The organism is Flagellimonas myxillae (assembly GCF_023502235.1).
Lineage (GTDB): Bacteria > Bacteroidota > Bacteroidia > Flavobacteriales > Flavobacteriaceae > Flagellimonas > Flagellimonas myxillae.
In genome coordinates this window covers 72,477-99,387 of sequence record NZ_JAMFLY010000003.1, presented here as the reverse complement: position 1 = coordinate 99,387, position 26,911 = coordinate 72,477, and the positions used below count along the sequence as shown (strand labels likewise).

Genomic DNA, 26,911 nt, shown 5'->3' with positions numbered 1-26,911 from the left:
AAACTATTAATGGAACGATTTATAGATTTTTTTTGCCTTCGCCATACCTACAGATTCCGCAAGGCTCTCAATGGTTGCTTCTTTAACCCTTTTTACCGACTTAAAATGTTTCAACAACTGCTCCGCAGTCTTCTTGCCAATTCCGTGGATGTTTTCCAATTCGGAATCGATAGCGCCTTTGCTTCGCCTGTTCCTGTGATGGGTGATTCCAAATCTATGGGCCTCATTTCTCAACTGTTGGATAATCTTAAGGCTTTCGGATTTCTTGTCCAAATACAGCGGGATTGGGTCATCAGGAAAATAAATCTCCTCCAAGCGCTTGGCAATGCCAATGATTGCAATTTTTCCCCTAAGCCCAAGAACTTCCAAACTTTTTAAAGCCGATGAGAGTTGACCCTTTCCTCCATCGATAACGATTAACTGGGGCAGAGGCTCATCCTCCCCCAATAATCGTTTATAACGACGAAAGACCACTTCTTCCATGCTGGCAAAATCGTCCGGACCCTCCACCGTTTTTATGTTGAAATGCCTGTAGTCCTTCTTTGAAGGTTTGCCATTTTTGAACACCACACAGGCCGCCACAGGATTGCTCCCCTGAATGTTCGAATTGTCGAAACACTCGATGTGCGTAGGTTCCTCGGAAAGGCGAAGATCGGCCTTCATTTGGGCCATGATCCTAGTAACGTGCCTGTCCGGGTCGGTAATTTTTATTTGTTTGAAACGATCCTGTCTGAAGAAGCGGGCGTTGCGCTCGGACAATTCCAATATCCTCCTTTTTTCTCCCAATTTGGGCAAGGTTACCTTAATGTTCTCCTCCACCATAACTGGAAATGGCAAGTAAACTTCACTAGACTGTGAATTGAATCTTTGCCTTAGCTCCGTAATAGCCAATTGGAGCAGTTCTTCATCCGTCTCGTCCAGTCTTTTTTTGATTTCCATGGTGTGCGAACGCACAATGGAGCCATGGGACAGCTGCAGGAAGTTCACATACCCATGGGTCTCATCCGAAATTATCGAGAACACATCCACATTATTGATCTTGGGATTGACCACGGTTGACCGTGCCTGATAGTTTTCCAGTATTTCGATTTTGTCCTTGATCCGCTGTGCTTTCTCAAACTCCATATTTTCGGCCAGCAATTTCATCTGTTTTTTGAAGTGTAGCAGAGAGGCCTTGAAATTACCCCTAATGATCTGACGAATGTTCTCTATCTGCGCATGGTAATCTTCCTCGCTTTGAAGCCCTTCGCAGGGGCCCAAACAATTGCCAAGGTGGTATTCCAAACACACTTTGTACTTGCCGGCTTTTATCTTTTCTTCGGAAAGGTCGTAATTACAGGTACGTAGAGGGTACAGACTCCGAACAAGTTCCAAAAGGGTCCGGACGGTTTTCATGCTGGTATAAGGCCCAAAATATTCAGAGCCGTCCTTTATAAGTTTTCGGGTTGAAAAAACCCTGGGAAATCGTTCCTTTTTAATACAGATCCAGGGATACGATTTATCGTCCTTGAGCAAGACATTGTACCTGGGTAACAATTTTTTTATCAGATTGTTCTCCAACAACAATGCATCCGATTCTGTGGAAACCACAATGTGTTTCACGGAATGGATTTTTTTGACCAATACCCGGGTCTTGCCGTACTCTTGTTTTTTATTGAAATAGGAAGAGACCCTTTTCTTTAGGTTTTTGGCCTTGCCCACATACAGAATCTTCCCCGTGTCATCATAAAATTGATATACTCCGGGATTATTGGGCAGTGCGCTTATTTGAACACTAATAGAAGGTAGGTCGGACATAAACTTCTCAAAAATCGACTCCTTAACAAAAGTAGGTTTAAATACGGGTGGTTTTTTGTTAAAATTGACCAATTCCCTTTCTGGTTTGACGGAACAGCCCGTTGAATACATCGATAGACATATTTATGAAAATACCAAGGTTCCATTTAAGGACTGGACAATGCTTAGAAAAATCTAGAAATTCCAAGACCACTTTTGGATTGAGTTACAGCTAAATACAAATTCGGCTTACAAAAAAAGAAGGTAAAAGCAGGCATCCTGTTAAACAGTTGCTAAAAAACATGCGTTTCATCGATAAAAAGTGCATTTCATGGTGATTTTTTCAATTCTTTTACCTACATTTAACCGTATAAATACAATTCTATGGAGAACTATGTTATCGTTTTGGGAATGTATTTGATTTTGATGTTATTTTTCAAAATCTTTTTTTCGGTTTCGACCAGAGAATAAAATTAGGTTCCCCAAAACACACCTACCCCAAAAAACCTTCAACACTTGATGTTGAAACATGAACTAAGAAAAAAATACAAGGATCTGAGATTGGGAATGCATCCCGACAAAATCTCAGATTTGAGTATTGTTCTAGCGAATCATGTACTAGAAATCCCAATTTGGGATTTTTTTTATTTCCATATTTTTCTAAGTATCGAAGAACACAAGGAGGTAGATACCCTACCCCTCATCACTTTACTTCAAGGAAGGGACAAGAATGTTGTTGTACCGAAAGTGAGCGGAAACGACAGCATGGAAAACTATCTGCTGACCGATAATACCGTCTTCAAAAAAAATAAATGGCATATTCCCGAACCCACGGGTGGGATTGTTGTTCCCGAAAACAAAATTGAGGTGGTGTTCCTGCCCTTGCTTGCTTTCGATCTTAAAGGAAACAGGGTTGGTTACGGCAAAGGGTTTTACGACAATTTTCTAAACAAATGTGGACCAAAAACCGTGAAAATTGGGCTCTCTCTTTTTGAAGCCGAAGCGTATATACAGGACACCCATGCCCACGATGTGGCATTAAACTATTGTGTTACCCCCGAAAAGGTCTATGCATTCTGATTTTCGGCATCTTCCGATTGACGCTTAGGGAAAGCCCTTTTATTGAACACGATCAAAATACCCACTCCAGTACTGATCGCGGTATCGGCAATATTGAACACGGGTTCAAAAAAACGAAAACGATTGCCCCCAATTCCAGGAACCCAATCGGGCCAGTTGCTATCTATCAATGGGAAATAAAGCATGTCCACTACCTTGCCATGAAAAATCCTTCCATACGGTTGATCGGCAAAAAGCGTGGCCACCTGCCCATGGCTATCATTAAAAATAACCCCGTAAAAAACAGAGTCAATGATATTGCCCACCGCCCCGGCAAAAATTAGGGACACGGCCAAAATCAAGGTTTTGGGGGATTGCTTCTTAATAATGTCCCAAAGCCAATAACCAATTCCGGTAATGGCAAACAGTCTAAAAATGGTCAGGATCAGTTTTCCTGTCGAATCAGAAATGGGGAGAAAATCACTGAGTTTGGTTCCCCAAGCAGCTCCCGAGTTTTCAATAAAATAGATTTTGAACCACGAGAAGACCTCATGCGATTGCTCATATACAAAATTGGTCTTGATATAGATCTTACTGATTTGATCCACAATAAGGACCAACACTATGATTATTAGGGACTTTTTTAGATTCATGCCTTTAAAAGAGATTGCGCAAAAGTAGGGATATTATTTTGTTTTCTTAAGCCTGATCGTTCCTTCCACCGAGCTCAAAATGTATTGGTTATCCCCATTTGGGATTTCCTCTTTCTCCACCAGCCCATAGGTGGAAACCGCACTGAAGTTTCCTTGGGATGCCAAAACCAGGATATCGCCATTTTGGGTATCTACTTCCACAGATTCCAATACCTTGTTCAATGTGCATTTGCCACTGCCCAGTTTAACCACCAAATTTTTGTACTCCCCTTCAATATCTACATTGGAGTTGGTTCCGAAGACGGATACAATACTGTATCGGGGCACCGTAACCTTCAAAGCAATGGAGATTACTTTATGGGCACTTAATTTGTCATTTGGATTTATGAAATTGGGTTGAAAGCCCGCACTGATCAGCATTGTTGCTCCCTTTTCTTCCAAATTGACCAACAAATCCTTTGCATATTCTCCTTCCATGTACGCTTCAACATGGACCTCCTTGGTCCTAGCTGTTTGAAGGGTAACTTGATAACAGAATTCTGTATCAATCTGGATAAACTCGGTACGGCTGTCCAGTATGGCCTTTTTGATTTGCTTCTGTCCTTGAAGATTGGAAACCCCCAACAGGCAAACCAAGATGAACAAAGCTTTCATAAACAAAAAACGCCTAAAGGCGTTTTCTTATTTCTGCATGTTCTTGGCCTCTATGCTCAAGGTGGCATGGGGAACGAGCTTTAGGCGCTCTTTATTGATCAATTTGCCGGTGACCCGGCAAATTCCATAGGTCTTATTTTCTATACGGAGCAAGGCATTCTTTAAATCCCGGATAAATTTTTCCTGGCGAATGGCCAATTGTGTATTCGCTTCCTTGCTCATGGTCTCCGAGCCTTCCTCAAAGGCCTTGAAAGTTGGGGAAGTATCATCTGTTCCGTTATTGCCATCGTTCATATAAGAGCTCTTTAAGAGATCCAAATGTTTCTTGGCCTTATCTATCTTTTCCTCGATCAACGCTCTAAATTCCTCTAGGTCCTTATCGGAATATCTTACTTTTAAATCTTGCGCCATTTCTAGTGTTTTTTGATAAACAATTTTGTATTTACTTCATCGAAGGCAATTGCAACGCCTTCATCTAAATTCTCCTCGAAATTAAGTTCGGCCGTGAGGGTTTCCGTTTTAATGTAGTCCTCATTGCTGGAAACCGCATTTTCTACCAAACCGTCTTTCAATATTTTAATATCTATCTTGTCGGTCACCTCAAACCCCGATTCTTTTCTAAGGTTTTGGATTCTATTGACCAACTCCCTTGCAATCCCTTCTTGCTTAAGGTTTTCATCGATGGTTACGTCCAAGGCCACTGTAAGTGCGCCCGAGCTGGCCACCAACCAACCTTCTATATCTTGAGAGCTTATCTCTACATCGGTTAACTGTAAAATAATACTTTTATTTTCCAATGCAAGCATTAATTCGCCCTCGCGCTCAATTTTTTGGATATCTTCTTGATCCAACTGCCCAACTGCAGTGGCAATGGCCTTCATATCCCTACCGAAACGGGGACCCAAAACCTTAAAATTAGGTTTTATTTGCTTAACCAAAATACCAGAGGCATCGTCCAATAGCTCAATTTCCTTAACATTCACCTCGGACTTGATCAATCCAGAAACAGCCTCAATATCCTCTCTTTGGGTAACGTCCAAAACAGGTATCATCACCTTTTGCAAGGGTTGACGCACTTTTATCTTCTCCTTTTGGCGAATGGACAGGACCAAAGATGATATCTTTTGTGCCAGCTGCATCTTTCGTTCCAGTTTTTTGTTGACCATATTGAGGTCGAAAACTGGGAAATTGGCCAAATGAACGCTTTCAAATCCTTCTTTTTGGGTACTGTTGTCCAAATCTTTGTACAATCGCTCCATATAAAATGGGGCCACTGGTGCCGACAACTTTGCCACAATGTTCAAACAAGTATATAAGGTCTGATAGGCTGATATTTTATCCTGTTGGTAATCGCCCTTCCAGAAACGTCTCCTGCTCAATCGAACGTACCAGTTACTTAGATTTTCCTGTACGAAGTCGGAAATCATTCGAGTGGCCTTGGTGCCTTCATAATCCGCATAGGCCTTGTCTACTTTCTTAATCAACGAATGCAATTCGGATAGTATCCATTGATCGATTTCGGGTCTATCCTTTAAAGGAATATCCGCTTCCGAATAGGTAAAACCATCTATATTGGCATACAAGGCCATAAAGGAATAGGTATTGTACAAGGTCCCAAAGAACTTGCGCTTCACCTCAACGATTCCCTCTATATCAAACTTAAGATTGTCCCAAGGATTGGCGTTGGAAATCATGTACCAACGTGTGGCATCTGCCCCATGTTTAGGTAAAACCTCGAATGGGTCAACGGCGTTGCCCAGTCTCTTGGACATTTTTTTGCCTTCCTTGTCCAACACAAGCCCGTTGGATACGACATTCTTATAAGAAATGGTATCAAAAACCATGGTTGCAATGGCGTGCAGGGTATAGAACCACCCTCGGGTCTGATCCACACCTTCTGCGATAAAATTGGCGGGGAAAGCCACGCCGTCATCGACCAACTCTTTATTTTCAAAGGGATAGTGCCATTGGGCATAGGGCATGGAACCACTGTCAAACCAAACATCGATTAGGTCAGACTCCCGTGTCATGGGTTTTCCCGAAGGGGATACCAGCGTAATCTGATCCACAATATTTTTATGCAGGTCGATTTTATCGTAGTTGGCCTCACTCATATCGCCCACCACAAAATCTTCAAAACGGTCGTTTTCCAAAACTCCAGCTTCTACAGCTTTGGCCATTTCCTGTTTCAGTTCTTCCACAGACCCAATCACCATCTCCTCTTGCCCATCTTCTGTACGCCAAATAGGCAAGGGAATTCCCCAATATCTAGATCGGGAAAGGTTCCAATCGTTGGCGTTGGCCAGCCAGTTACCAAAACGGCCTTCTCCGGTCGCCTTGGGCTTCCAGTTTATGGACTGGTTCAACTCGAACATACGGTCCTTTATGTCGGTCACTTTTACGAACCATGAATCCAAGGGATAGTACAATACCGGTTTATCTGTTCGCCAGCAATTGGGATAACTGTGTACATATTTTTCGACCTTAAAGGCCTTGTTCTCTTCCTTTAGTTTGATGGCAATCTCAACATCCACAGATTTGTCCGGTGCCTCACCATCCTCATAGTACTCGTTTTTGACGTATTTGCCTGCGAGTTCCTTCATCTCTGGTCTAAACCTTCCTTGAAGGTCAACCAAGGGAACCGGATTGTTGTTTTCGTCCAAGACCAACATCGGAGGCACAGGGGGTGTGGCTTGTTTGGCCACCAAGGCATCATCCGCTCCAAAGGTCGGAGCCGTGTGCACTATCCCGGTACCATCTTCCGTAGTAACAAAATCCCCACTGATCACCCTAAAGGCGTTCTCTGGATTTTCATACGGAAGGGCATAGTCTATCAGTTGTTCAAATTGGATGCCCACCAAGTCCTTGCCCATAAAGCTTTGTCCAACTTGATAAGGTATCTTTTTGTCACCAGCATTGTAATTTGCAAAGTCCTCTTCGCTTTCAGCTTCAAAAAACTTGCCGGCGAACTGTTTCCCAACCAAAGCTTTTGCCAATACCACATTAATAGGTTCAAAGGTGTATTGGTTGAATGATCTTACCAATACATATTCAATTTTGGGCCCAACGGTCAGAGCCGTATTGGAAGGAAGGGTCCACGGAGTGGTCGTCCACGCCAAAAAGTGAATGTCGCCTTCAATGGAGTCGAGGAAATCTGGAAGCGTGTCTTTTTTTGCCTTGAACTGGGCCGTTACTGTGGTGTCGGTAACATCCTGGTATGTTCCCGGCTGATTCAATTCATGGGAACTTAATCCCGTACCAGCCTTGGGTGAATAAGGTTGAATCGTATATCCTTTATAAAGGAGTCCTTTGTCGTATATCTGCTTCAACAACCACCAAACCGACTCCATATATTTGGGTTTATAGGTGATGTAGGGGTCGTCCATATCTACCCAGTACCCAACTTTTTCTGTCATCTCGTTCCAGACATCCGTATAGCGCATTACCGCTTTTTTACAGGCGGCATTGTATTCTTCAACGGATATCTTTTTCCCTATGTCCTCCTTGGTAATTCCCAATTCCTTTTCCACGCCAATCTCAATCGGAAGTCCATGGGTATCCCATCCCGCTTTACGCTTAACCTGATATCCCTTCATGGTCTTGTACCTTGGAAAGATATCCTTAATGGTCCTTGCCATTACATGGTGGATGCCGGGCATGCCATTAGCAGAGGGTGGGCCTTCATAAAAAACGTAGCTTTCCTTTCCCTCGCGCGTCGAGACACTTTTCTCGAAAATCTGATTGTCCTTCCAAAAATCCAATATCGATTCGGATACTTTGGGTAAATCCAATCCTTTATATTCCGCAAACTTCATATTTACTGCTCCTTCGTCTAGAATTACAAGTTTGCAAAATTAAAAATTTAGATGGAATATCTGTGGTTCGCAAGGGGATTTAAATCCTATTAAGTACCTTGATCTAAATATGATAACTTCCTCACATTCAATTCTTATAAAATTTATATCTTGAGACCATTAACACTAAACCATTTTATATGAAAAAAGTAGTAATTCCTATTATGGTCATGGTTCTTACCTTGTCCGTTATGGTTTCCTGTAAGGAAGCTGCAGACAAGACCAAAGAGGCGACCGAGGAGGCCCAACAATCGTTGGAAGAGGCTGGTGACAATTTGAAAGATGCCGTGGATGCGGTAAAAGATGCCGGCGAAAATGCGAAGGAAGCGGGCGAGCAGGCTTTGGATAGCCTTAAAAAGGCTGGTGAGGAAACTTTGGAGAAAGCCAAGGAAATGGGCGATGAGCTAAAGGACGCCGCCAATCAGACCGCGGAAGACCTGAAAAAGGCTGCAGAAGAAACCAAGGAAGAATTGGAACATTAAATCTTGGTAATCATAAAAATAAAGCCCTGAGAAATCGGGGCTTTTTTTAGAAGTTATACGCCAAGCCCAAAATAAGGTTAATGCCCGGGGCGGTAATTCCAGAGGAATAGGTCCTGTAACGCTGGTCGGTAAAGTTTTCCAAACTCAGGGTGGCTTTTAGTGCATTGCTTATTTGATATTGCGACCTAAAATTTAGGGTGTACCAAGAAGGGCTGTATGGATTTCCATTTTCATCCACTGCGTAGATATAAGATTTGCTGCGTTCGGTCAGTGCCAAATCGTTATAACCAATTTCCCCATTGTAGTTTAGGAACAAATCGGTTTTTAGCTTGCGGTTTTGCCAAACCAAATGTACATCTCCAAAGGTGGGAGCTGCATGACGGGCGGGTGTGTCCTCGCCGGAATCGTCTTCTTCTGTACCTTCTGTAAGGGTAATATTCGAGGCAACGGACCAGTTTTCATCCAAAAAGGCCTCAAGCCCAAATTCCAAACCGTAAACATAAGCCTTGGCGGCATTTTGAATAGCCTGAACCCTGCTTAATTCTCCATTATAAAGTATTTCGGTTTCTCCATCGAACGCAAAATCCCTTCGTACCAGGGCATCGACCAAATAGGTATAGAAGGTCGCTACTTTGACCACTAATTTATCCTTTACATTCTTGCGGATACCCAGTTCGGCATTGTAGGCATATTCAGGTTCCAGGTCCGGGTTGGGCACCACCACGGCACCAGGTTCAGAGTCGAAAATTTTTCCAATATCGTCAATGTTGGGTGCTCTAAAGCCTGTTGACCCGTTTAGGGTAACCTGCAAATCGGCCTTGGGGAACCAGCTAAAACCAACACTTCCTGTAAATGCTCCGGTAATTAGGTCCGCCTCGACAAAAGGAAAGGGATAAAAGGTTTTATCAAACTGGGCATCCACCCAAACCTGGCTGTATCGTGCTCCAGAGAGCAGCGTAAAGTTGGGCATTAATTTGTATTCGCCGTTGATGTACCCTGCAAAGGTCTGCCAAGTGGCCCCATCCGGATATCGGGTTGCAGCATCCATAACCACATTGGTTAGAATATTGGTCTGGCTTCCTTCAGAATGCACTTTGTTAAAGATGTATTCCGCCCCATAGTACAATCTTAGGTCCCCAATTTTCTTGTTCTCAAAATCGAGATTTAGGGAAAGGGCATCCACATGTTCCTTTGTGGTAAATCTATCGGTGGCCTGAAAATCCCGATTGACCCTACTTTCTTCAAAAAACTGATAAGCTGTCGTGAGCTTTACCCCGTCGTAAAACTTATTCTTCCCCTGTTTGGTAATCTGAAAATTGGCCATGAACCACTTTTGGGGACCATAGTTCCATTCGGCAGAACGCAACCCATCTCCGGCTTCGTTGGGCCGAATCAATCTATCGTATCTGGAATAGTCGGAGGTTTCCGAATAGTGCAGGCCTATATCATAATTCCAACTGGTGTTTGGCTTATAGGTGAACTTTTGCAGCACGCTAAGTTGGTCATATCCTGAGGTCACTTGCTTTTCGGGGTCCCCATTTTCCCTCAAGATGTCCACCCCATTTTCCCGAACTACAAAGTTGTTTCGCAAATAGGAATCCGGGCCGTTTTTACCCATGACCAGGTCATCAAAATTATTGTAGGTAATACTGGTGTAAGAGGCCCATTTTTGTTGACCCAAATTGATGTCGAAGTGCGCCGTGTTCTCCTTATTTGCCGATGCAAATCGATAGGAGGCCCTTCCGGAAACGGTCAAACTATCTGTAAAGGAAAAACGGGGGTTTCGCGTGTAAAAGTTCATAACTCCACCAATGGCGTCGCTCCCATAAATAACGGAACCGGGACCAAAGACCACCTCGGTGTTCCGAATGGTAAAGGGGTCCACAGAAATTACATTCTGAATATTTCCCCCTCTAAAAATGGCATTGTTCATCCGTACCCCGTCTACCGAAAGCAACAATCTATTGGTTGCAAATCCGCGGATCATTGGGCTACCTCCCCCTAATTGGCTTTTTTGCACAAACACCATTCCGCTGTTTTGAAGCAAATCGGCAGAAGTTTGGGGACTGGTAAAGGCCACGGTGCGGGCGTCGATGGATTCAATTTTTTGGGGAATGTCCTTTTTTTGCTGTTCCCATTTGGATACCGACATAACAACCTCTTGCAGTTCCTCAGGTTTCAATACCAGATATACCCTGTTTCCCTTTTTTCCAATTTTTGATTTGGTCGTTGCCAATTCTTCATAGCTGATATGTCTAAAAGAAATCCGTTCGTTTCTATCGAACACATCAAGATTGGCCTTTCCGTTCAAATTGGAAACGGAGGTTTTGGATTTGTCCTTGTTAAATATGGCAATATTGGCCACTGGGATGCCCGTATCCGCGTCCAAAACGGTGATTTCCTGTGAAAAAACGTGGAGGGAGGCCATGAAAAAAAAGAGGACAAAACCAATGTTGCGCATACTACTCAAATACTGCATTTAAAACGGCCAGGGACTTCGGTTTTCTAAATCCGTGCAAATGTAATTCAAAATACAGAATAACTTTTTTCAACAATTCCTGTCGTAAGGCTTTGTTTGTCTGTACTGTCTGAAGTGCATCAAAATTTATGCCCAAGAGCTTTTTAAAATGGACAATTTCATCTCCCTGGATCAGGGGGTTTAGCGAAGGGGTCCGGTTAAAGCTCCCTTCCAATAAATCGAAGTATGCCCCACGTTGGTCAGAAATGTCCGGATAAAACCCCAGATACTTTGTGAGATTCAACAAAAACAACAAATGAAAATTGGGTGGGGCCTCATGTTCGTCCAACCAGTGCAAGGTATATTCCAAATAATTGAAAAGCGCCCGGTCCTCCTCTTGCTCCTGAATGCTGTTCCCCAACATTTCGGCCAAAAAAAGCACCAGGCTGTTCTTTACAATATCGGTATGCAGGGATTTATAGGGTAGGGTCACCTTGGCTTCCTTGATGCTCTCCAGTGTTCCCTTGTTTTTATGGTTGGCAACAATCTCCAATTGCATAAGTGGTAAAAAGTAAGCCGCTTTCAATTTCCCCTTTTTGGAAGAAAGCACACCCTTGAGCAGATACGATTTCATCCCATCCGACTCCGTAAACGCCTTGACGATAAGACTGGTATCGCCATATTTTAAAGAAGTTAATACTATGGCCTTAGTGGTAACCTGCATGAGAGTTTTCGGTATGGTCCAATATAAAAAAAGTGGGCGATTGACCAATAACCGCCCACTTTCATTTTATCCTATTTGTATGGGATTTAGATAACCCCTTGGGCCAACATGGCGTCGGCAACCTTCACAAATCCGGCAATATTGGCTCCTTTTACATAGTTGCAATAGCCATCAGCCTCTTTTCCATATTCAATACAGGAATCGTGGATATCCTCCATAATACCTTTCAGTCGCTCATCTACCTCTTCACGTGTCCAACTAATTCGAAGTGAATTTTGGGACATCTCCAATCCAGAGGTAGCAACTCCCCCTGCATTGGAAGCTTTTCCGGGAGCAAACAAAATTTTGGCATCGTGGAAAGCGTGGATCGCCTCTGGAGTAGAAGGCATATTGGCACCCTCGGCCACAGCGATACATCCATTTTTTATCAAGGTTTCGGCATCCGTACCATTAAGTTCGTTCTGCGTTGCACATGGCAAGGCAACATCACAGGAAACCTCCCATGGTGTTTTGCCTTTGTGATATGTGGCTGATGCATATTTATCCGCGAACTCGGAGATACGTCCCCTTCGGTTGTTTTTCAAATCCATCACGAAGGCCAATTTTTCAGCATCAATACCTTCTTTGTCATAAATGTATCCACCAGAGTCTGATAGGGTGAGTACAGTTCCGCCCAATTGGAGCACTTTTTCTGCAGCAAATTGTGCCACATTTCCAGATCCGGAAATCACCACTTTCTTGCCTTCAAAAGATTGGCCATTGGTCTTGAGCATGCTGTCCGCAAAATAAACGGTTCCATATCCTGTGGCTTCAGGTCGGATCAGTGATCCTCCCCAAGAACGACCTTTACCGGTCAATACCCCTGTAAACTCGTTTCTAATTTTTTTATACATCCCGAACAGGAATCCTATTTCACGCGCGCCAACTCCAATATCTCCTGCAGGAACATCGGTATTGGGACCAATATGCCTGTTCAATTCCAACATAAATGCGTGGCAAAAACGCATTACCTCATCATCCGATTTACCTTTGGGGTCAAAATCGGAACCTCCTTTACCACCGCCCATGGGCAAGGTGGTTAAACTGTTCTTGAATACCTGCTCAAAAGCCAAGAATTTTAACACACTGGCGTTTACTGTTGGATGGAAACGAAGTCCCCCTTTATATGGGCCAATGGCCGAGTTCATTTGTATGCGATATCCACGGTTAACATGGATTTCCCCATCATCATCGACCCACGCCACACGAAACGATATCAAACGCTCGGGTTCCACCATACGCAAAAGGATGTTTTTGCCATGGTAAATATCATGTTGGACTATGTACGGGATAACGGTTTCCGCTACCTCTTGTACCGCTTGGATGAACTCAGGTTCGTGCCCATTTCGGGCAATCACCTCATCCATAAATGCTTTGATTTTTGCTTCCATATAACGGATTTCAAGTTTAATTTCCCACGTTTCGATTTATGGGAATTTTATCAAATTAGGAATTAGAGGGCAAAATTATACTATTTACATAATTCAAATGCCCTTTTTCTGAAAATTTTTCAAAAACTGCTATCCTATGGCCTGTTCCAGGTCCGCTATAAGATCGTTGACATCTTCTATACCGACGCTCAGTCTGATCAAGGCATCGACCACTCCACTTTTTTCCCGTTCCTCTTTGGGGATACTGGCATGTGTCATACTTGCTGGATGTCCTGCTAGGCTCTCAACCCCTCCCAAGGATTCGGCGAGGGTGAACACCTGAAGTTTTTCAACAATTTTAATGGCATCTTCATAACTACTTCCCTTGGTTACAAAAGAAATCATCCCCCCGAAACCGTCCATTTGCACCTTGGCCACCTCGTGGTTGGGATGGTCCCCAAATCCAGGCCAATAGACCTTTTCAATTTTAGGGTGATTGGCCAAAAATTCTGCTATGGCCTTCCCATTTTCACAATGGCGTTGCATGCGCACGTGCAAGGTCTTGATTCCGCGAAGGGTTAGAAAGCTGTCCATAGGTCCGCAAACCGCCCCGCTGGCATTTTGAATAAAATAAAGTTGATCCGCAAGCTCCTTCTCTTTGACTACCAAGGCGCCAACAACCACATCGCTATGTCCCCCCAAATATTTGGTGGCGGAATGCATCACAATATCAGCTCCCAAATCCAAGGGCCTTTGTAAATACGGCGTGGCAAAAGTGTTGTCCACGGCTAATAGCAGGTCGTGTTTTTTAGCCAGATCCGACACCGCTTTAATATCGATAATGTTCATCATGGGATTGGTCGGGGTTTCCACCCAAATCAACTTGGTCTTGCCATTGATGCTTGCCTCAATGGCACCAACATCTTGCATCCCTATAAAATGAAACTTGATTCCATATTTTTCAAACACTTGTTTAAACAAGCGATAGCTGCCTCCATATAAGTCGTTGGTGGATACCACCTCATCCCCTGGGTTGAGCAATTTGATCACGGCATCCATGGCCGAAAGTCCGCTGGCAAACGCCAACCCGTAGTTTCCATTTTCTATGCTGGCCAAGGAATTTTCCAAGGCCGTCCGGGTTGGATTGGCACTTCTGGAATATTCAAAACCCTGATGTCCACCGGGAGTGGATTGGGCATAGGTGGATGTTTGGTAAATGGGAGGCATTACAGCACCATAGGCCTTGTCCGGTTGCTGTCCTCCGTGAATCGTCTTGCTATTGAAGCTCAGTTCTTTTTTGCTCATTGTTCCTTGATATACCTACAAATGTATCGTTATCTTTTGGAGTAATCAATGAAGTCTTATTTTTGAAGACATAAACCCCAAATGATGAACAAATCCATTTGCCTGTTGTTGCTATTATTGCTCTCCCTTGGTTGCGAAACCGGACATAAACTTACGTTTGCACCCAACCAGTATCATGGAAAAGCTTGCAAAGATTGCCCAGATATCAAAATTGACCTTATAGAGGCCTTAGATGAGACAAAAGTTGCCGAGGCCATTAATCGCTCCCTCCAAGAAGAGGTAATCGCTCTACTTTCGTTTGATGAAGCCGAGAATGTGGATACCATGAACAAGGCCATTGCGTCCTTCACCAAAAGTTTTCGGGAGTTGAAGGATAAATTTCCAGATGAAACAGTGGGCTGGGAGGCCAAAATAAGTAGTGACGTAGCCTACGAGGACAACGCTATGTTAACTCTGGTAATCAATGCCTATACCTTTACAGGAGGCGCCCATGGATACAGTTCTGTCTCTTTCCTAAACTTTGACAAGGTAAAGGGAACCGAGTTGGAAAATTGGGAGCTTTTTGAGGATGAAGATGGATTTAGGAAGTATACCGAAACCAAGTTCCGTATCCAGGAAGATGTACCCCAAGATGAAAACATCAACAGCACTGGGTTTATGTTTGAGGGAGATCGTTTTCACCTATCTGAAAATCTGGGCTATACCATGGAGGGCATTCAATTGATCTACAACCAATACGAGATTGCTTCTTATGCAGATGGCCCTAAAATCATAACCATTCCTTTTGCAGAAGCCAATAAATACCTGAAGCGACCCACTGCAAAATAGGATCACACTTTTATGACTTTTTGAAGCGCCAAAATGGCCCCAAGGTGAATACCATCGTGAAAAGCCAAAAATGAAATGGCATCTTCCACACTATCCAAACCTATTTTGGGAGTGGTCATGTAAGCCTCGAAATTCTTAAAAGCACCGTTGGAATAATCCTCTTGCATCTGTTCAATGGTACTTGTTAAGTACCCTGATATTTTTTCAATCTCCTCTGCATCAGGTTCCCCCTCCGGAGCAGTGCCCTTTCGATATTTGTTTATGAGCTCTTCCTCAATGGTAAAAGCCAGCCCGCTTAGTTTATAGACCAACAATTGCTGGGTAACCATGGCATGGGCAATGTTCCACCAGATATTGTTTCGAAAGCCGTTGGGAATTTTTAACAGCTCCTCATTTGGAGTGTTTTCCAAAATGCGTTTGAAAATGATTCTGTTCTTCAGGATAATGTCGAATTGTTTGTCCATTGATGCAATGAGCATTTTAACATATCTATAAATATAAATATATAAATATTTTGTATTTTTGTCTCATTCAAAGTAAAGCAAGGTATTACATTTTTGTTTTATAAATCGATATTTATGAATATCTAAATGTGAAATTTATGGAAAACTGTTTGGACTGTTCGTACTTGGGGCAAACTGCTCCAATTCGCTATCGACAAAGTTTGAGGGCAAGGATCACAAATTTTCTCTCTTCCTTTGTTATCGAAGGCGCTGAAGATCTATCAAAAATTAGATAAGATGAAAACAATTGGCTTGATAGGGGGAATGAGTTGGGAATCCTCAAAAATCTATTATCAACATATTAATGAAATGATCAGAGGTACCCTTGGCGGGTCACACTCTGCCAAAAGTGTGCTCACCTCGGTGGATTTTGATGAAATTGAACAACATTCCTTTGCCAACCAATGGGACAAAATTGGGGAGGCTATGGCGCTTCAAGCCCAAAAGTTGGTTGCTGCCGGGGCCGACATGGTGGTTCTGTGTACCAACACCATCCACTTGGTGAGCGATGCCATCACCGAAGCTGTAGATGTCCCGTTTATCCACATAGCCCGGGCAACGGGAGAGGCCATTCAAAAGCAAGGCCTGCAAAAAGTTGCCCTTTTGGGAACCAAATTTACCATGGAAAAGGACTTTTATACCCGAATTCTGGAGGAAGAATTTGGTCTGGAGATTTTGGTGCCCGAGGTATCGGATATGGATGTTTTACAATCCATTATCTATAACGAATTGGTAAAAGGCGTTTTTACCGAGACGTCCAAGCAGCGATGTTTGGACATCATTAAAAAATTGGAGGATCAAGGCGCGGAAGGTGTTATTTTGGGATGTACCGAATTGCCGATTCTTATTCCTTCGGAAGAAGTCGACATCCCCACTTTTGATACTGCCAAAATCCATGCACAGAAAGCGGTTGATCTTGCATTGTTCAAATGACAATCATTTCAACCCCTTTCTTGTTAAAATTCGGTTTCTTTGTTTGGAATTCCATGGACAGTTCATTTTTGTTATGACACGATTCAACTTTAACAATAAAACATTCCTATTGGTAGACAATTCCGAAGCGGGAACCGTCAATACCGAAACAGTTTTTAAGTATCAGCAAAATGAGAACGTAATCACTGGAGAATATGCTGGTGGAGCCATTGTATGTGGCAATATAATTGGCACCCTTAAGGGTGAAAATCTACAGATGGTTTACCAATGTCTTACCAAGGAGGGAGAACTAAAATCTGGAAGAGCCAATGCCGATGTATCCCTTGATAACCAAGGAAAAATCAGATTGAAGTTGGATTGGCAATGGTTGACAGCTACGGGAGAAAAAGGAACCTCAGAATATGTTGAACAATAATAGAACCATATGAAAAAAATATACCATCTAGGAAGTTGCTCTACCTGCCAACGTATTTTAAAGGAATTGGAACCTTTGGACGGGGTTAAACTACAAGAAATTAAATCGGAGCCCATGACCCCAGAACAAGTGGACAAAATGGCATCATTGGCCGGAAGCTACGAAGCCCTGTTCAGCAGGCGGGCCATGTTGTTCCGCCAACGCGGGCTTCATGAGCAACAACTCAACGAAGATGACTACAAAAAGCTCATCCTGGAGCACTATACCTTTTTAAAAAGGCCTGTAGTAATCTTGGGAGACCAAATTTTTGTAGGTAACACCAAAAAAGTGGTGGAAGCTGCGAAAGAAGCCCTGCATTCATGAGCAAACGTACTTTGGCCCTCTTGGCCGCTCTCGGGGCCACAACCATCTATGGCCTCAACCACACCATTGCCAAAGGGGCAATGCCGGATTATGTTGGCCCCTACGGTTTTATCATGCTTCGGTTGGGAGGTGCTGCCCTACTTTTTTGGGCCATTTCGGTTTTTGGGCCCAAACAACGTATTGAGCGCAAGGATTGGTTGCGCATCCTAGCCTGTTCCTTTTTGGGCATGGCCATCAATATGCTTGCTTTTTTTAAAGGTTTGCAATTATCAACCCCCATAAACAGTGCCGTGTTGGTTACCATAACACCCATTATAGTTGTGGTGCTGTCCGCCCTTTTTATTAAAGAAAAGGTGACCTTGAACAAAGGATTGGGAATTTTCCTGGGTTTTGTTGGGGCCTTGGGTCTGATTCTCTTTGGGGCAGAAATACGTCAAGATGCACCCAATATTCCCTTGGGCAATCTACTTTTTGTACTCAATGCAACGGTATATGGATCGTATTTGATCTTGGTGAAAAAATTGATCGAAAAGTATCACCCTTTAGCCTTGATGAAATGGCTCTTTACTATTGGGTTTATACTTGCTTTCCCAGTTACGTATCCCGAGTTCTCCGAAATTCAATGGACGATTTTGCCCACTTGGGTCTATGGGGTAATTGCCTTTGTAGTTATCGGAACCACTTTTTTAACCTACCTGTTCAATGTGTTCGCCCTCACCCAACTTAGGGCTTCTACCGTAGGGGCCTTTGTTTACCTACAGCCCTTGATTGGAATCATATTTGCCCTGTTTTCGGGAAAGGACCAATTGACCTTGGTAAAGATTGCTGCCACGGTACTGGTACTATTGGGGGTATATTTAGCGAGTAGGAAGCCTAAGCCAAGTCCTTAGGTACTTTAGCATGCCTTCGGGTGTCCTCTTTGGTAAGCATCCTAAAATCCGGAGATTTTTCATGTTGATCAAAAATCTCCTTGGCCTCTTTTGGTAAAGCGACCAATTTTCTAGTTTTCATATCGATCCAAGCGAACATCATTTCGCAATGTGCCAAGTGTTTTCCTTTGGAATCATAAAAGTTATGGTGGAATTCAAAAAACCTACCGTCCGCGCTCATCCCTGTGATTTCCAATGAAACCTTAATAGGTTTACCTGGGAAGACTTCCTTAAAATAATAGATGTGCTCATAAAATACCACGGGGCCTATTTCGTGGGTCTCAAATTCCCTGTGGGCAAACCCCAATTGGGTAAGAAAGGACATTCGGGTATGGCTCATAAAATTGATGTAGGCAGAGTTGGCCAAATGTCTGTTGGCATCCAAATCGTTCCATCTAACTTCAAATTCCTTAAAAAACATAGGTGTATGTTTGTTATGCATGCATAATAGTTGTAAAATTACCATACTTTTAGGAATTGAGCCCGTATCAGGACCTAAATAACCTTAATTTAGAACCTCAAACTATCGCTATGAGTCAAAAAGCCGAGTTTATCCAAGACCTAAGCCTCCCAGTAATAGCCGCACCCCTTTTTTTAATTTCTGGACCCAAGTTGGTCGTGGAGTGCTGCAAAAATGGGGTCGTGGGAACGTTTCCTGCCCTTAACCAACGTACAAGCGAGGGCTTTGAGGAGTGGTTGATCCAGATAAAATCGGAACTCAAACAATTCGAGGAGGAAACCGGGAAAAAGCCGGCACCATTTGGTGTCAATCTTATCGTACACCCCACCAATCCCCGATTGGAGGCCGATGTTAAATTATGCATGAAACACAAAGTGCCCTTGGTAATCACTTCCCTAGGGGCAGTAAGTATGGTGGTGGATGCCATCCACAGTTATGGGGGATTGGTCTTTCACGATATCATCAAAAAAAGGCATGCCGAAAAAGCTGCTGAAGCCGGAGTGGATGGCCTTATTTTGGTTGCCGCAGGAGCAGGCGGACATGGGGGGACCATAAATCCTATGAGTCTGATAGCGGAAGCCAAAAAGGTTTTTGACAAGACCATAATCCTTTCAGGGTGCATTAGCACGGGCAGGGATGTTGCCAGTGCCATGCAAATGGGAGCCGACATGGCCTATATGGGCACGCGCTTTATCAACGCAGCGGAAAGCAAAGCTCCAGAAGAGTATAGAAACATGATCATAGCCTCCGGAGCCAGTGATATTGTTTACACTGCAGCTGTGTCTGGGGTACATGCCAATTTTATGGCCGCAAGCTTAAAGGCCATTGGGATTTCAGAAGAAGACCTGAAGAAAACCCATAAGGTGGATTTCGGCAAGGAACTGGATACCGAAGCCAAAGCATGGAAGAATATTTGGTCCGCTGGGCAAGGGGTAACTACCATTGAAAACGTACTGCCTGTTGCGGAGCTTGTTGCTGGTTTAAAATCCGAATTCAAAGCGGCCATCGAGGAACAATCCAATCTCCTAAACAGCTACCCCAAGGACTAGTTTTATTTCCTACTTTTCTTTGTATTTTGGTAAGTGTTAATCAACTAACCTAACTGCAATGTACATCAAACGGAATATTAGCTGGTCCCTTATTTTAAGGTTTGCTTGGAAAAACCTTCTCTTTTTTACCTTCTATGCTGCCATCATTTTTTATCTCTATCACGTTTGTGGATGGACCCACATCGATATTCCATTTCAGCCCCTTTCCGTTATTGGTATTGCTGTGGCCTTTTATATAGGTTTCAAAAACAGTCAAAGCTATGATCGTTTTTGGGAGGCAAGAAAAATTTGGGGCGGTATTGTGAACTACTCACGTACCTGGGCCAATAATGTGCTGAGTTTTGTGGAAAACGATCGGGCGGCACAAGTGGCACTAATTTACCGACATATTGCGTGGATCAACGCCCTTCGCATCCAACTTAGGCAACCCTCCAGCTTTTCCATTCGGGAAAACAGGGCGGTTGAACGCTTGTTTGACAGGCACGGGGAACGAAATCCGGTCTGCACCGGCATGGACATGTTATTGAGCCCAGCAGAAGTTGATGGTTTGGAAAACAGGAAAAATGTGGCGACCCATCTGATTAAAAAGCAAGGTCAGCATCTGAAGAAATTATTGGCTGAAGGAAAAATAACAGAGTTCGATAAGCAAGTTTTCCATGGAAATCTGGAGGAAATGTACAATCTTCAAGGCAAGTGCGAACGCATCAAGAATACTCCTTTTCCCAGACAATATGCGTATTTCAGCACCGTCTTTACTTGGATTTTTTTGCTTTTGCTTCCCTTTGGATTGTTGAACGTGTTCGAAACCCAACTGAAGGAATTGGATTCTGGAAACAACTGGTGGTACATTGTTTTAATGATCTTCTTTTCCATTTTGATATCCTGGATATTTTCAACCATGGAAAAAGTGGGCAGCAACAGCGAGGATCCTTTTGAAGGGCGGATCAACGACGTGCCCATGACCGCTTTGTGCAGAACCATTGAAATTGATCTGCGGGATATGTTGGATGAAGAAAACCTTCCTCCCAAAATAAAGCCCATGCACAATATCCTATATTAATGCCCATTGTTCCCTCAAGTTATAGTCCGCCCCTCTTTTTCAAGAATGGACATTTGGCAACCATCTATAACGGTCTCTTTAGACAGGTGAAGAACCCTGTCCAATCCAGGGAGCGTATTACCCTTTCTGATGGTGACTTTTTGGACCTGGACTGGAGTTACGCCGCCCCACCCCACCAGAAATTGGTTGTTTTATTGCATGGCCTTGAAGGTGATGCCCAGCGGCCATACATCACTGGAAGTGCCAAACTTTTCAACGAAAATGGATATGATGCCTGTGCGGTGAATTACCGGGGATGCAGTGGGGAACCCAATCTAAGGTATCGTTCCTACCACAGCGGTGCTACCTCCGACTTGCACCAGATCATTGAACATATTCTGAAAACCAAGGTCTATGGGAGCATTTATCTTAAGGGTTTTAGTTTGGGCGGGAATTTGTCCCTTAAATATTTGGGAGAAGGCATTCAAATCCCAACCGAAATTAAGGGTGCGGTGGCTGTTTCTGTTCCTTGTAGCCTACGCGATTCCTGTGAACAACTTTTGACCTTCAAAAATGTGTTGTACGCCCGACGATTTAAAAGACATCTACTCGCAAAACTTCGGGTGAAACAGCAAATGTTTCCAGAATTGATTTCCACATCGGATATAAAATCGATCAAAACCTTAAAGGATTTTGATGATGTGTACACTAGTCGAGCCCACAATTTTGAGGATGCACTGGACTATTATGCCAAGTGTAGTTCCCTTCAGTTTTTAAACAACATTCAAGTGCCCTCGCTTATCATCAACGCTGCGGACGACTCTTTTCTTGGGAAGGATTGTTATCCAATTGCTGAAGCGGAAAAGAGCGAGCTTATTCATTTGGAAGTCCCCAAATATGGTGGCCATGTAGGTTTTTGGGGAAAGCACAACATCTGTTATTCGGAAACCAGGGCATTGCAGTTTTTCGACTCCCTCACCTAAAGGTTCCCTCCGAATGTTACGGGCATCATAATAAATAACAAAAAAGTTTTGACCATTTGGTTATCTTAGTGCCTACAAATTCAACTGACTACAACACAATTTAGCGAAATGAAAAAAATACTAGTGTTCTTAGCATTGGCAGCCTTTGTTGCAAGCTGCGGAGGAAAAAAGGAAGAAAAAAAGGATGGCTTTGAAGTAAGTCGCTCCAAAACAGAAGATAATAAAGCAGATGCCGCCCAAGGTGTGCCTGTGGATTTGGACAACAATGGGGTTGGACCCATCAAAGATCTGACTTTTCCAGATGCTATTGACGAGGAAATGGCTGCTCGGGGAGAAGCTAGTTTCAATTCCATATGTGTGGCCTGCCACATGGTGGACCAACGTATGATCGGTCCTGCAGTCAAAGGGGTTTACGAACGACGTAGTCCAGCGTGGGTCATGAACATGATCCTTAACCCTGATGGTATGTTGCGCGAAGATCCAATTGCCAAGGCGTTGTTGAAAGAGTATAACAATGCCATCATGCTCAACCAAAATCTTTCCGAAGAAGAAGCTCGGGATATTGCAGAGTATTTGCGCACCCTATAATCCTAAATATTTAATTATCAGACTATTTGACTTGGCGAAAGCCAAGTCAATTTTATGTTAAATTGTCTTGGGATTGCCCAAGGTTGGGTATTTTTATGGGTATAGATACGGCCAACCCATGAAAAAATTCGCACTCTCTTTAATCGCTTGCCTTTTTATCAGCTCCCATTACGGTCAAAGTTTATTGGGGGCTTGGGAAAATATCAGCACCAACGAAAATGGTCAATCCGTTCGGATTGTAGTTATTTTTTCTGATGGCTACCAAGTTGCTACTTGGTTCGATGCTAAAAACGGAGCTTTTATAAGCACCAATGGTGGGGCGTGGGAACTCGACGGATCCACCTTGACAGAGACCGTGGAATTCGACACCCAAAAACCGGAAAGGGTCGGAACCAAGGTGGTCTTTGAAATTGAACTGGACGAAAATACCTTGAAAGCGAAGGATCATGATTTGGTTTGGACCCGCATTGATGATGGCTCGCCCGGTGCCTTGGCTGGGGCTTGGTTAATGTCGGGCAGAAAACAAAACGGGGAGCTGAGGTCCAGGGACACCAACCGGCCTCGAAAAACCATGAAAATTCTTTCTGGGACGCGTTTCCAATGGATTGCCTATAACACGGAAACCAAACAGTTTATGGGAACCGGGGGAGGAAACTATACCACCGTCGATGGAAAATATACAGAAAACATAGAGTTTTTCTCTAGGGACAATTCACGCGTCGGGGCCAGCCTTGTTTTTGATTTTGATCTTAAAGAAGGCAATTGGCACCATTCGGGGTTCAGTAGCAAGGGAGCTCCCTTATACGAAATTTGGAGTCTTCGGGAATAAAACAAAATCCTACCATCATGAAAGGTATTCACTTAATCAATATAAAGAAGCTGTTGGTTCTTTTGCCCCTGCTTTGTATTCCCATTCTTTTGTTTTCCCAAGAAACCGAAAAAGCAACATCTTACTTTGTTGCCCTATATACTTTAGGAGAAAGCTGGGATGCTGACAAACAACCCCATGAGCAAGCTTATTTTAAAGAGCACTCCTCATTTCTCTCAAAGCTTCGCAAGGAAAAAAAGATTTCCGTAGGAGCACGCTATAGTGATACCGGAATGCTGATCATTAAAGGAAGCGGTCTGCAGGAAGTGAAAAATATGCTTTATGAAGATGTGGCCATTCAACATAAACTCTTCAAGCTCGAAATCCATCCTTTTGCGCCCTTTTATCAGGGGTGTGTCGAGTAGGGAAACCCATTAACCCAATCTTAAAATCAATCTGAGTTTTTTAGAACCGTGAAAATTCAATTTAAAAAAAGAAGGGGCAAGCCCAGTATTCTTAACTGCATTAGGGAGGATGGCAGTACCACTTGGTCGGAGATACATCCCAATTTTGAAATCCACGACTTCGCCCATTTTGCGGTGGAAACTGTTTTGGGTTTCACCCAAGCATTCTATGGACTATTGGCAAGCGGATTCAATATTGAGGATTTTGAATTGCCAAGAGACCAAAGACCGGAAGAGCTGATTCCTGACAATCTACCTGTCGAGTCCCTTCAAACGGAACACATCGTAAACCTGTTGACGACTGCCATGCAAAACGGCGCAGGGGATTTTGATTTGATAAGTACGCTGAAGGAAATCCTTGCCGAAAACGGACTCCCCTATCCCCCTGATCTTACTTCGGAAACCTTGGGTCGAATCCAAGAAAACCTCAACGACCTCCTTGAACAATGGGATAAATTGGAAGAAGGGTCAACAATGGAATTAAACTTCAGTAGGTAATCCATTATGCTAAATGTTTGTCAAAACACTGGGAGGTCACCTACAAAACGGTTAATTTGACTGCCTATTTAAAAAAGAATATGACAACCAAGAACCCGCTCACCATTGCCAAGATTCTGTTTCTTTCCTTATTTTTAATCAATACCATGAACGCGCAAGAAGAATTGCCATACCACCAAATTCCGGATTACCCGGCTGATTATAGCCCTGGTAATGTGGCAGCCAGAATGATCGATGGTCTTGGGTTCCGGTACCATTGGGCCACCAAAGATTTAACGGAAAAGGACTTGGCCTATAAACCATCAGAGGACGGAAGAACTATTATGGAAACCCTTTTCCATATTTACGGAATGTCCGAGATGATCAAAAACGCACCGCTGGCCAAACCCAATGTGCGCCCTGCCGATTTTTCAAAATTGTCCTATGAAGAGTTGCGAAAAAAAACTTTGGAAAACCTAAAAGCAGCCAGTGTATCCATGGCAGGCAAAAAGGCCGAGGACTTTGAAAACTTTAAGGTCATCTTTCAACGTGGGGACAACCAAAGTGCATTTCCCTATTGGAACATGATCAACGGGATGCTATCGGATTGCATTTACCATGCCGGGCAAATTACCATGATGCGAAGGGCATCGGGTAATCCAATCAATCCAAATATTAGCGTTTTTAATGGCAGGTTAAGAAACAACTGATCCTTGCTTGTTGTAACAAAATCGGATTTTCGCTACCCATAGATAAAGAATAACCCATGGGTTCAGCAAGTCAACCAATGTTAGTCGTAAAAGCGAACCGCGCTTTATTGCGGAAAAGACGCAGTTACAGTGAAATTAGGGAGGCTTATGAAGGTTACACCAATGAAACCCAGCTGCACTTCAAGGAACTTACGCCATTTGAACAAAAGAAAATAAGGGATAAGATTATTGCACAGGCCAAAAGGGATCGTCTTATGGAAATACGTATGTACTTTTTAACCCTTTTTGTATTAGCCTTCTTTGTTTTTGTGGGTTACCTGATTTTTTCCAACTAAGGAAACCCCATTAGTTTATTTTATCCACAACAACCTTATAGGTTGGATCTTCCAGTACATTGACCTCGATAATGTCTTCGGCATTTTTCAGCAATCGAATACAATCCTTGCTCAAATGCCTTAAATGCACCTTTTTGCCTGCTTTGGCATAGCGTTCAGTAATCTTGTTCAGGGCTTCTATCCCCGACATATCGGCAACACGGCTTTCACGAAAATCGATGATTACCTCGGTTGGGTCGTTTTGCACATCAAATTTTTCTGCAAACAAGGTAGTGGACCCAAAGAACAACGGACCATATATTTCATAGTGTTTAACACCGTCCTCATCCACATGTTTTCTAGCTCGGATACGCTTTGCATTTTCCCAAGAATAGGCCAAGGCAGAAATAATTACCCCCAACAAAACCGCTATGGCCAAATTATGGGTTATCGCGGTAATCAATGTCACCAAAACCATCACAATCACATCGGAATTTGGCATTTTTCTAAAGGTCTTGAAACTGGCCCACTCAAAGGTTCCAATGGCCACCATGAACATTAAACCGACCAATGCGGCCATCGGTAGGCGTTCGATAAGATTGCTGCCAAACATAATAAACACCAAAAGCATTACTGCTGCAGTGATTCCTGAAAGTCGCGCCCTCGCCCCAGAGGAGGTGTTGATCAAGCTCTGTCCGATCATGGCGCATCCACCCATCCCGGAAAGGAATCCGGAAAGGATATTTGCAGTCCCTTGGGCAACACATTCCTTGTTGCCGCTTCCTCGTGTTTCGGTAATCTCATCAATAATATTAAGGGTAAGCAAACTTTCAATCAGACCAACCCCAGCAACAATGGCGGCATAGGGAATTACAATCATGAAAGTATCCAGGGTAAAGGGGATTTTAGGAATGGACAATGGAGGAAACCCTCCTTTAATACTTTCACCTTCTTGCATGGTATCGGCCACCGTTAAGGTGTCAACTCCAAATCCAATTACAATGGCCGAAACAACGATTATGGCCAACAAAGAAGATGGTACGGCCTTGGTCAGTTTGGGGAAACCCCAAATGATGATCATGGTCAAAACGGTTAACCCAAGCATGGTATACAATGAAGCCCCAGACAACAATTCTCCGGTTCCTTTATCATAAAAATTTGGAAACTGTGCCATAAAAATGATAATGGCCAACCCATTTACAAATCCAAACATCACCGGATGGGGAACCAGTCGGATGAACTTCCCCAATCGCAATACCCCTGCCAAAATCTGGATGACCCCGGCAATGATTACCGTAGCAAAAACATAGTTTAGAATTGTGGTGGGCTCAATGCCTGGAAACGTTTGTTTGAGTTCCAAAATCAAGCCGACAAAAATAACGGCCACTGCACCAGTTGCCCCAGATATCATACCCGGGCGTCCTCCCAAAATGGAGGTGACCAATGCCAAGACAAAGGCGGCATATAAGCCCGTTAGGGGCGAAAAACCGGGAATCAAGGCAAAGGCAATTGCTTCTGGCACCAAGGCCAAGGCCACGGTCAATCCAGAAAGCACTTCGGTGCGGTAGTTTACTTTTTGGGAAAAGTCGAAAAGGTTGAGGTACTTCTTCATGTCTTTCTACTTGAAGCGGGCAAAAATACCATTATTCCCTAAGCTAGCCATAAATAGCCTCA

At 43.5% G+C, this 26,911-nt stretch carries 28 protein-coding genes; 16 read left to right on the top strand and 12 right to left on the bottom strand.

What is annotated here, in order from left to right; all coding sequences use genetic code 11:
• Positions 1-6: 6 nt before the first annotated feature.
• Positions 7-1,797, bottom strand: a complete 1,791-nt coding sequence (uvrC, locus tag M3P07_RS13135; protein WP_249970789.1) for an excinuclease ABC subunit UvrC — start codon at positions 1,795-1,797, stop codon at positions 7-9.
• Between the two features lie 498 nt (positions 1,798-2,295).
• Between uvrC and M3P07_RS13130 the strand changes: the two genes are divergently transcribed.
• A complete protein-coding gene (locus M3P07_RS13130) occupies positions 2,296-2,856 on the top strand; it encodes a 5-formyltetrahydrofolate cyclo-ligase (protein WP_249970385.1) in 561 nt (186 codons plus the stop codon).
• Here M3P07_RS13130 and M3P07_RS13125 read toward each other — a convergent pair.
• The 4 genes from M3P07_RS13125 to ileS are packed head-to-tail and all read right to left on the bottom strand — an operon-like array spanning position 2,844 to position 7,957.
• Entirely contained in the window at positions 2,844-3,488 is a 645-nt protein-coding gene (locus M3P07_RS13125; RefSeq protein ID WP_249970384.1) for a lipoprotein signal peptidase, read from the bottom strand. The two genes, M3P07_RS13130 and M3P07_RS13125, sit on opposite strands and share 13 nt — an antisense overlap.
• Positions 3,489-3,521: 33 nt before the next feature.
• Positions 3,522-4,142, bottom strand: a complete 621-nt coding sequence (locus M3P07_RS13120; RefSeq protein WP_249970383.1) for a DUF4097 family beta strand repeat-containing protein — start codon at positions 4,140-4,142, stop codon at positions 3,522-3,524.
• A gap of 27 nt (positions 4,143-4,169) precedes the next feature.
• The gene (locus M3P07_RS13115; protein ID WP_249970382.1) at positions 4,170-4,553 is read right to left on the bottom strand and encodes a TraR/DksA family transcriptional regulator; all 384 of its coding nucleotides are present in this window, start codon (positions 4,551-4,553) and stop codon (positions 4,170-4,172) included.
• Between the two features lie 2 nt (positions 4,554-4,555).
• Entirely contained in the window at positions 4,556-7,957 is a 3,402-nt protein-coding gene (gene ileS, locus M3P07_RS13110; RefSeq protein ID WP_249970381.1) for an isoleucine--tRNA ligase, read from the bottom strand.
• Between the two features lie 179 nt (positions 7,958-8,136).
• Between ileS and M3P07_RS13105 the strand changes: the two genes are divergently transcribed.
• Positions 8,137-8,478, top strand: a complete 342-nt coding sequence (locus M3P07_RS13105; protein WP_249970380.1) for a hypothetical protein — start codon at positions 8,137-8,139, stop codon at positions 8,476-8,478.
• A 46-nt stretch (positions 8,479-8,524) separates the two neighbouring features.
• Here the strand turns inward: M3P07_RS13105 and M3P07_RS13100 are convergent, their stop codons facing one another.
• The 4 genes from M3P07_RS13100 to M3P07_RS13085 form a co-directional block, all read right to left on the bottom strand.
• Positions 8,525-10,957 carry a TonB-dependent receptor gene (locus M3P07_RS13100; RefSeq protein ID WP_249970379.1) on the bottom strand — a complete coding sequence of 811 codons (2,433 nt, stop codon included), beginning with the start codon at positions 10,955-10,957 and terminating at the stop codon, positions 8,525-8,527.
• Positions 10,941-11,660: a DNA repair protein RecO gene (recO, locus tag M3P07_RS13095; protein WP_249970378.1), complete on the bottom strand. Its 720-nt coding sequence runs from the start codon at positions 11,658-11,660 to the stop codon at positions 10,941-10,943. The genes M3P07_RS13100 and recO overlap by 17 nt, the downstream gene beginning before the upstream one ends.
• A gap of 86 nt (positions 11,661-11,746) precedes the next feature.
• Positions 11,747-13,090, bottom strand: coding sequence for an NADP-specific glutamate dehydrogenase (gene gdhA / locus M3P07_RS13090; RefSeq protein WP_249970377.1), 1,344 nt, complete (start codon positions 13,088-13,090; stop codon positions 11,747-11,749).
• A 129-nt stretch (positions 13,091-13,219) separates the two neighbouring features.
• Entirely contained in the window at positions 13,220-14,374 is a 1,155-nt protein-coding gene (locus M3P07_RS13085; protein WP_249970376.1) for a cystathionine gamma-synthase, read from the bottom strand.
• A gap of 84 nt (positions 14,375-14,458) precedes the next feature.
• Between M3P07_RS13085 and M3P07_RS13080 the strand changes: the two genes are divergently transcribed.
• Positions 14,459-15,202, top strand: a complete 744-nt coding sequence (locus tag M3P07_RS13080; RefSeq protein ID WP_249970375.1) for a DUF3298 and DUF4163 domain-containing protein — start codon at positions 14,459-14,461, stop codon at positions 15,200-15,202.
• A 2-nt stretch (positions 15,203-15,204) separates the two neighbouring features.
• On the opposite strand, the gene M3P07_RS13075 is transcribed toward M3P07_RS13080, so the two are convergent.
• Positions 15,205-15,681, bottom strand: a complete 477-nt coding sequence (locus M3P07_RS13075; protein WP_249970374.1) for a DinB family protein — start codon at positions 15,679-15,681, stop codon at positions 15,205-15,207.
• 261 nt (positions 15,682-15,942) lie between these two features.
• On the opposite strand from M3P07_RS13075, the gene M3P07_RS13070 reads away from it, so the two are divergent.
• The 4 genes from M3P07_RS13070 to M3P07_RS13055 all read left to right on the top strand — a co-directional run bounded on the left by M3P07_RS13070 (position 15,943) and on the right by M3P07_RS13055 (position 18,306).
• A complete protein-coding gene (locus M3P07_RS13070) occupies positions 15,943-16,638 on the top strand; it encodes an aspartate/glutamate racemase family protein (RefSeq protein ID WP_249970373.1) in 696 nt (231 codons plus the stop codon).
• 73 nt (positions 16,639-16,711) lie between these two features.
• Positions 16,712-17,053, top strand: a complete 342-nt coding sequence (locus M3P07_RS13065) for an avidin-fold protein (protein WP_249970372.1) — start codon at positions 16,712-16,714, stop codon at positions 17,051-17,053.
• Between the two features lie 9 nt (positions 17,054-17,062).
• The gene (locus M3P07_RS13060; protein ID WP_249970371.1) at positions 17,063-17,416 is read left to right on the top strand and encodes an arsenate reductase family protein; all 354 of its coding nucleotides are present in this window, start codon (positions 17,063-17,065) and stop codon (positions 17,414-17,416) included.
• Entirely contained in the window at positions 17,413-18,306 is an 894-nt protein-coding gene (locus M3P07_RS13055) for a DMT family transporter (RefSeq protein WP_249970370.1), read from the top strand. The genes M3P07_RS13060 and M3P07_RS13055 overlap by 4 nt, the downstream gene beginning before the upstream one ends.
• Here M3P07_RS13055 and M3P07_RS13050 read toward each other — a convergent pair.
• Complete coding sequence (locus tag M3P07_RS13050) at positions 18,290-18,766, bottom strand: acyl-CoA thioesterase (protein ID WP_249970369.1); 477 nt, start codon at positions 18,764-18,766, stop codon at positions 18,290-18,292. The two genes, M3P07_RS13055 and M3P07_RS13050, sit on opposite strands and share 17 nt — an antisense overlap.
• 110 nt (positions 18,767-18,876) lie before the next feature.
• On the opposite strand from M3P07_RS13050, the gene M3P07_RS13045 reads away from it, so the two are divergent.
• From M3P07_RS13045 to M3P07_RS13005, 9 genes are all read left to right on the top strand, one after another.
• Complete coding sequence (locus M3P07_RS13045) at positions 18,877-19,854, top strand: NAD(P)H-dependent flavin oxidoreductase (protein WP_249970368.1); 978 nt, start codon at positions 18,877-18,879, stop codon at positions 19,852-19,854.
• A 58-nt stretch (positions 19,855-19,912) separates the two neighbouring features.
• Positions 19,913-20,914, top strand: a complete 1,002-nt coding sequence (locus tag M3P07_RS13040; RefSeq protein WP_249970367.1) for a bestrophin family protein — start codon at positions 19,913-19,915, stop codon at positions 20,912-20,914.
• Positions 20,914-21,876 (top strand): YheT family hydrolase, encoded by a 963-nt coding sequence (locus M3P07_RS13035; protein WP_249970366.1) that lies wholly within the window; start codon positions 20,914-20,916, stop codon positions 21,874-21,876. Before M3P07_RS13040 ends, M3P07_RS13035 begins: the two co-directional genes overlap by 1 nt.
• 108 nt (positions 21,877-21,984) lie before the next feature.
• The gene (locus M3P07_RS13030; RefSeq protein WP_249970365.1) at positions 21,985-22,464 is read left to right on the top strand and encodes a c-type cytochrome; all 480 of its coding nucleotides are present in this window, start codon (positions 21,985-21,987) and stop codon (positions 22,462-22,464) included.
• Positions 22,465-22,582: 118 nt separating this feature from the next.
• Complete coding sequence (locus M3P07_RS13025) at positions 22,583-23,293, top strand: membrane or secreted protein (RefSeq protein ID WP_249970364.1); 711 nt, start codon at positions 22,583-22,585, stop codon at positions 23,291-23,293.
• Positions 23,294-23,310: 17 nt separating this feature from the next.
• Positions 23,311-23,697 (top strand): hypothetical protein, encoded by a 387-nt coding sequence (locus M3P07_RS13020; RefSeq protein WP_249970363.1) that lies wholly within the window; start codon positions 23,311-23,313, stop codon positions 23,695-23,697.
• A 48-nt stretch (positions 23,698-23,745) separates the two neighbouring features.
• Entirely contained in the window at positions 23,746-24,234 is a 489-nt protein-coding gene (locus tag M3P07_RS13015; RefSeq protein WP_249970362.1) for a hypothetical protein, read from the top strand.
• Positions 24,235-24,290: 56 nt separating this feature from the next.
• The gene (locus M3P07_RS13010; protein WP_249970361.1) at positions 24,291-24,923 is read left to right on the top strand and encodes a DinB family protein; all 633 of its coding nucleotides are present in this window, start codon (positions 24,291-24,293) and stop codon (positions 24,921-24,923) included.
• Between the two features lie 77 nt (positions 24,924-25,000).
• Positions 25,001-25,258: a hypothetical protein gene (locus tag M3P07_RS13005; protein WP_249970360.1), complete on the top strand. Its 258-nt coding sequence runs from the start codon at positions 25,001-25,003 to the stop codon at positions 25,256-25,258.
• Between the two features lie 10 nt (positions 25,259-25,268).
• On the opposite strand, the gene M3P07_RS13000 is transcribed toward M3P07_RS13005, so the two are convergent.
• Positions 25,269-26,849 (bottom strand): SulP family inorganic anion transporter, encoded by a 1,581-nt coding sequence (locus M3P07_RS13000; RefSeq protein ID WP_249970359.1) that lies wholly within the window; start codon positions 26,847-26,849, stop codon positions 25,269-25,271.
• Positions 26,850-26,911 lie beyond the last annotated feature (62 nt).

Excerpts from the sequence above, each read along its gene's own strand:
- M3P07_RS13005 (WP_249970360.1), top strand. The coding sequence starts at position 25,001 with ATGTTAGTCGTAAAAGCGAACCGCGCTTTATTGCGGAAAAGACGCAGT.
- M3P07_RS13050 (WP_249970369.1), bottom strand. The coding sequence starts at position 18,766 with ATGTTTTTTAAGGAATTTGAAGTTAGATGGAACGATTTGGATGCCAAC.
- M3P07_RS13000 (WP_249970359.1), bottom strand. The coding sequence starts at position 26,849 with ATGAAGAAGTACCTCAACCTTTTCGACTTTTCCCAAAAAGTAAACTAC.
- M3P07_RS13060 (WP_249970371.1), top strand. The coding sequence starts at position 17,063 with ATGAAAAAAATATACCATCTAGGAAGTTGCTCTACCTGCCAACGTATT.
- M3P07_RS13100 (WP_249970379.1), bottom strand. The coding sequence starts at position 10,957 with ATGCAGTATTTGAGTAGTATGCGCAACATTGGTTTTGTCCTCTTTTTT.
- M3P07_RS13055 (WP_249970370.1), top strand. The coding sequence starts at position 17,413 with ATGAGCAAACGTACTTTGGCCCTCTTGGCCGCTCTCGGGGCCACAACC.
- ileS (WP_249970381.1), bottom strand. The coding sequence starts at position 7,957 with ATGAAGTTTGCGGAATATAAAGGATTGGATTTACCCAAAGTATCCGAA.
- M3P07_RS13130 (WP_249970385.1), top strand. The coding sequence starts at position 2,296 with ATGTTGAAACATGAACTAAGAAAAAAATACAAGGATCTGAGATTGGGA.
- M3P07_RS13075 (WP_249970374.1), bottom strand. The coding sequence starts at position 15,681 with ATGCTCATTGCATCAATGGACAAACAATTCGACATTATCCTGAAGAAC.
- M3P07_RS13020 (WP_249970363.1), top strand. The coding sequence starts at position 23,311 with ATGAAAGGTATTCACTTAATCAATATAAAGAAGCTGTTGGTTCTTTTG.
- M3P07_RS13025 (WP_249970364.1), top strand. The coding sequence starts at position 22,583 with ATGAAAAAATTCGCACTCTCTTTAATCGCTTGCCTTTTTATCAGCTCC.
- M3P07_RS13030 (WP_249970365.1), top strand. The coding sequence starts at position 21,985 with ATGAAAAAAATACTAGTGTTCTTAGCATTGGCAGCCTTTGTTGCAAGC.
- uvrC (WP_249970789.1), bottom strand. The coding sequence starts at position 1,797 with ATGTCCGACCTACCTTCTATTAGTGTTCAAATAAGCGCACTGCCCAAT.
- M3P07_RS13085 (WP_249970376.1), bottom strand. The coding sequence starts at position 14,374 with ATGAGCAAAAAAGAACTGAGCTTCAATAGCAAGACGATTCACGGAGGA.
- gdhA (WP_249970377.1), bottom strand. The coding sequence starts at position 13,090 with ATGGAAGCAAAAATCAAAGCATTTATGGATGAGGTGATTGCCCGAAAT.
- M3P07_RS13045 (WP_249970368.1), top strand. The coding sequence starts at position 18,877 with ATGAGTCAAAAAGCCGAGTTTATCCAAGACCTAAGCCTCCCAGTAATA.
- M3P07_RS13105 (WP_249970380.1), top strand. The coding sequence starts at position 8,137 with ATGAAAAAAGTAGTAATTCCTATTATGGTCATGGTTCTTACCTTGTCC.
- M3P07_RS13040 (WP_249970367.1), top strand. The coding sequence starts at position 19,913 with ATGTACATCAAACGGAATATTAGCTGGTCCCTTATTTTAAGGTTTGCT.
- M3P07_RS13125 (WP_249970384.1), bottom strand. The coding sequence starts at position 3,488 with ATGAATCTAAAAAAGTCCCTAATAATCATAGTGTTGGTCCTTATTGTG.
- recO (WP_249970378.1), bottom strand. The coding sequence starts at position 11,660 with ATGCAGGTTACCACTAAGGCCATAGTATTAACTTCTTTAAAATATGGC.
- M3P07_RS13080 (WP_249970375.1), top strand. The coding sequence starts at position 14,459 with ATGAACAAATCCATTTGCCTGTTGTTGCTATTATTGCTCTCCCTTGGT.
- M3P07_RS13065 (WP_249970372.1), top strand. The coding sequence starts at position 16,712 with ATGACACGATTCAACTTTAACAATAAAACATTCCTATTGGTAGACAAT.
- M3P07_RS13070 (WP_249970373.1), top strand. The coding sequence starts at position 15,943 with ATGAAAACAATTGGCTTGATAGGGGGAATGAGTTGGGAATCCTCAAAA.
- M3P07_RS13120 (WP_249970383.1), bottom strand. The coding sequence starts at position 4,142 with ATGAAAGCTTTGTTCATCTTGGTTTGCCTGTTGGGGGTTTCCAATCTT.
- M3P07_RS13115 (WP_249970382.1), bottom strand. The coding sequence starts at position 4,553 with ATGGCGCAAGATTTAAAAGTAAGATATTCCGATAAGGACCTAGAGGAA.
- M3P07_RS13035 (WP_249970366.1), top strand. The coding sequence starts at position 20,914 with ATGCCCATTGTTCCCTCAAGTTATAGTCCGCCCCTCTTTTTCAAGAAT.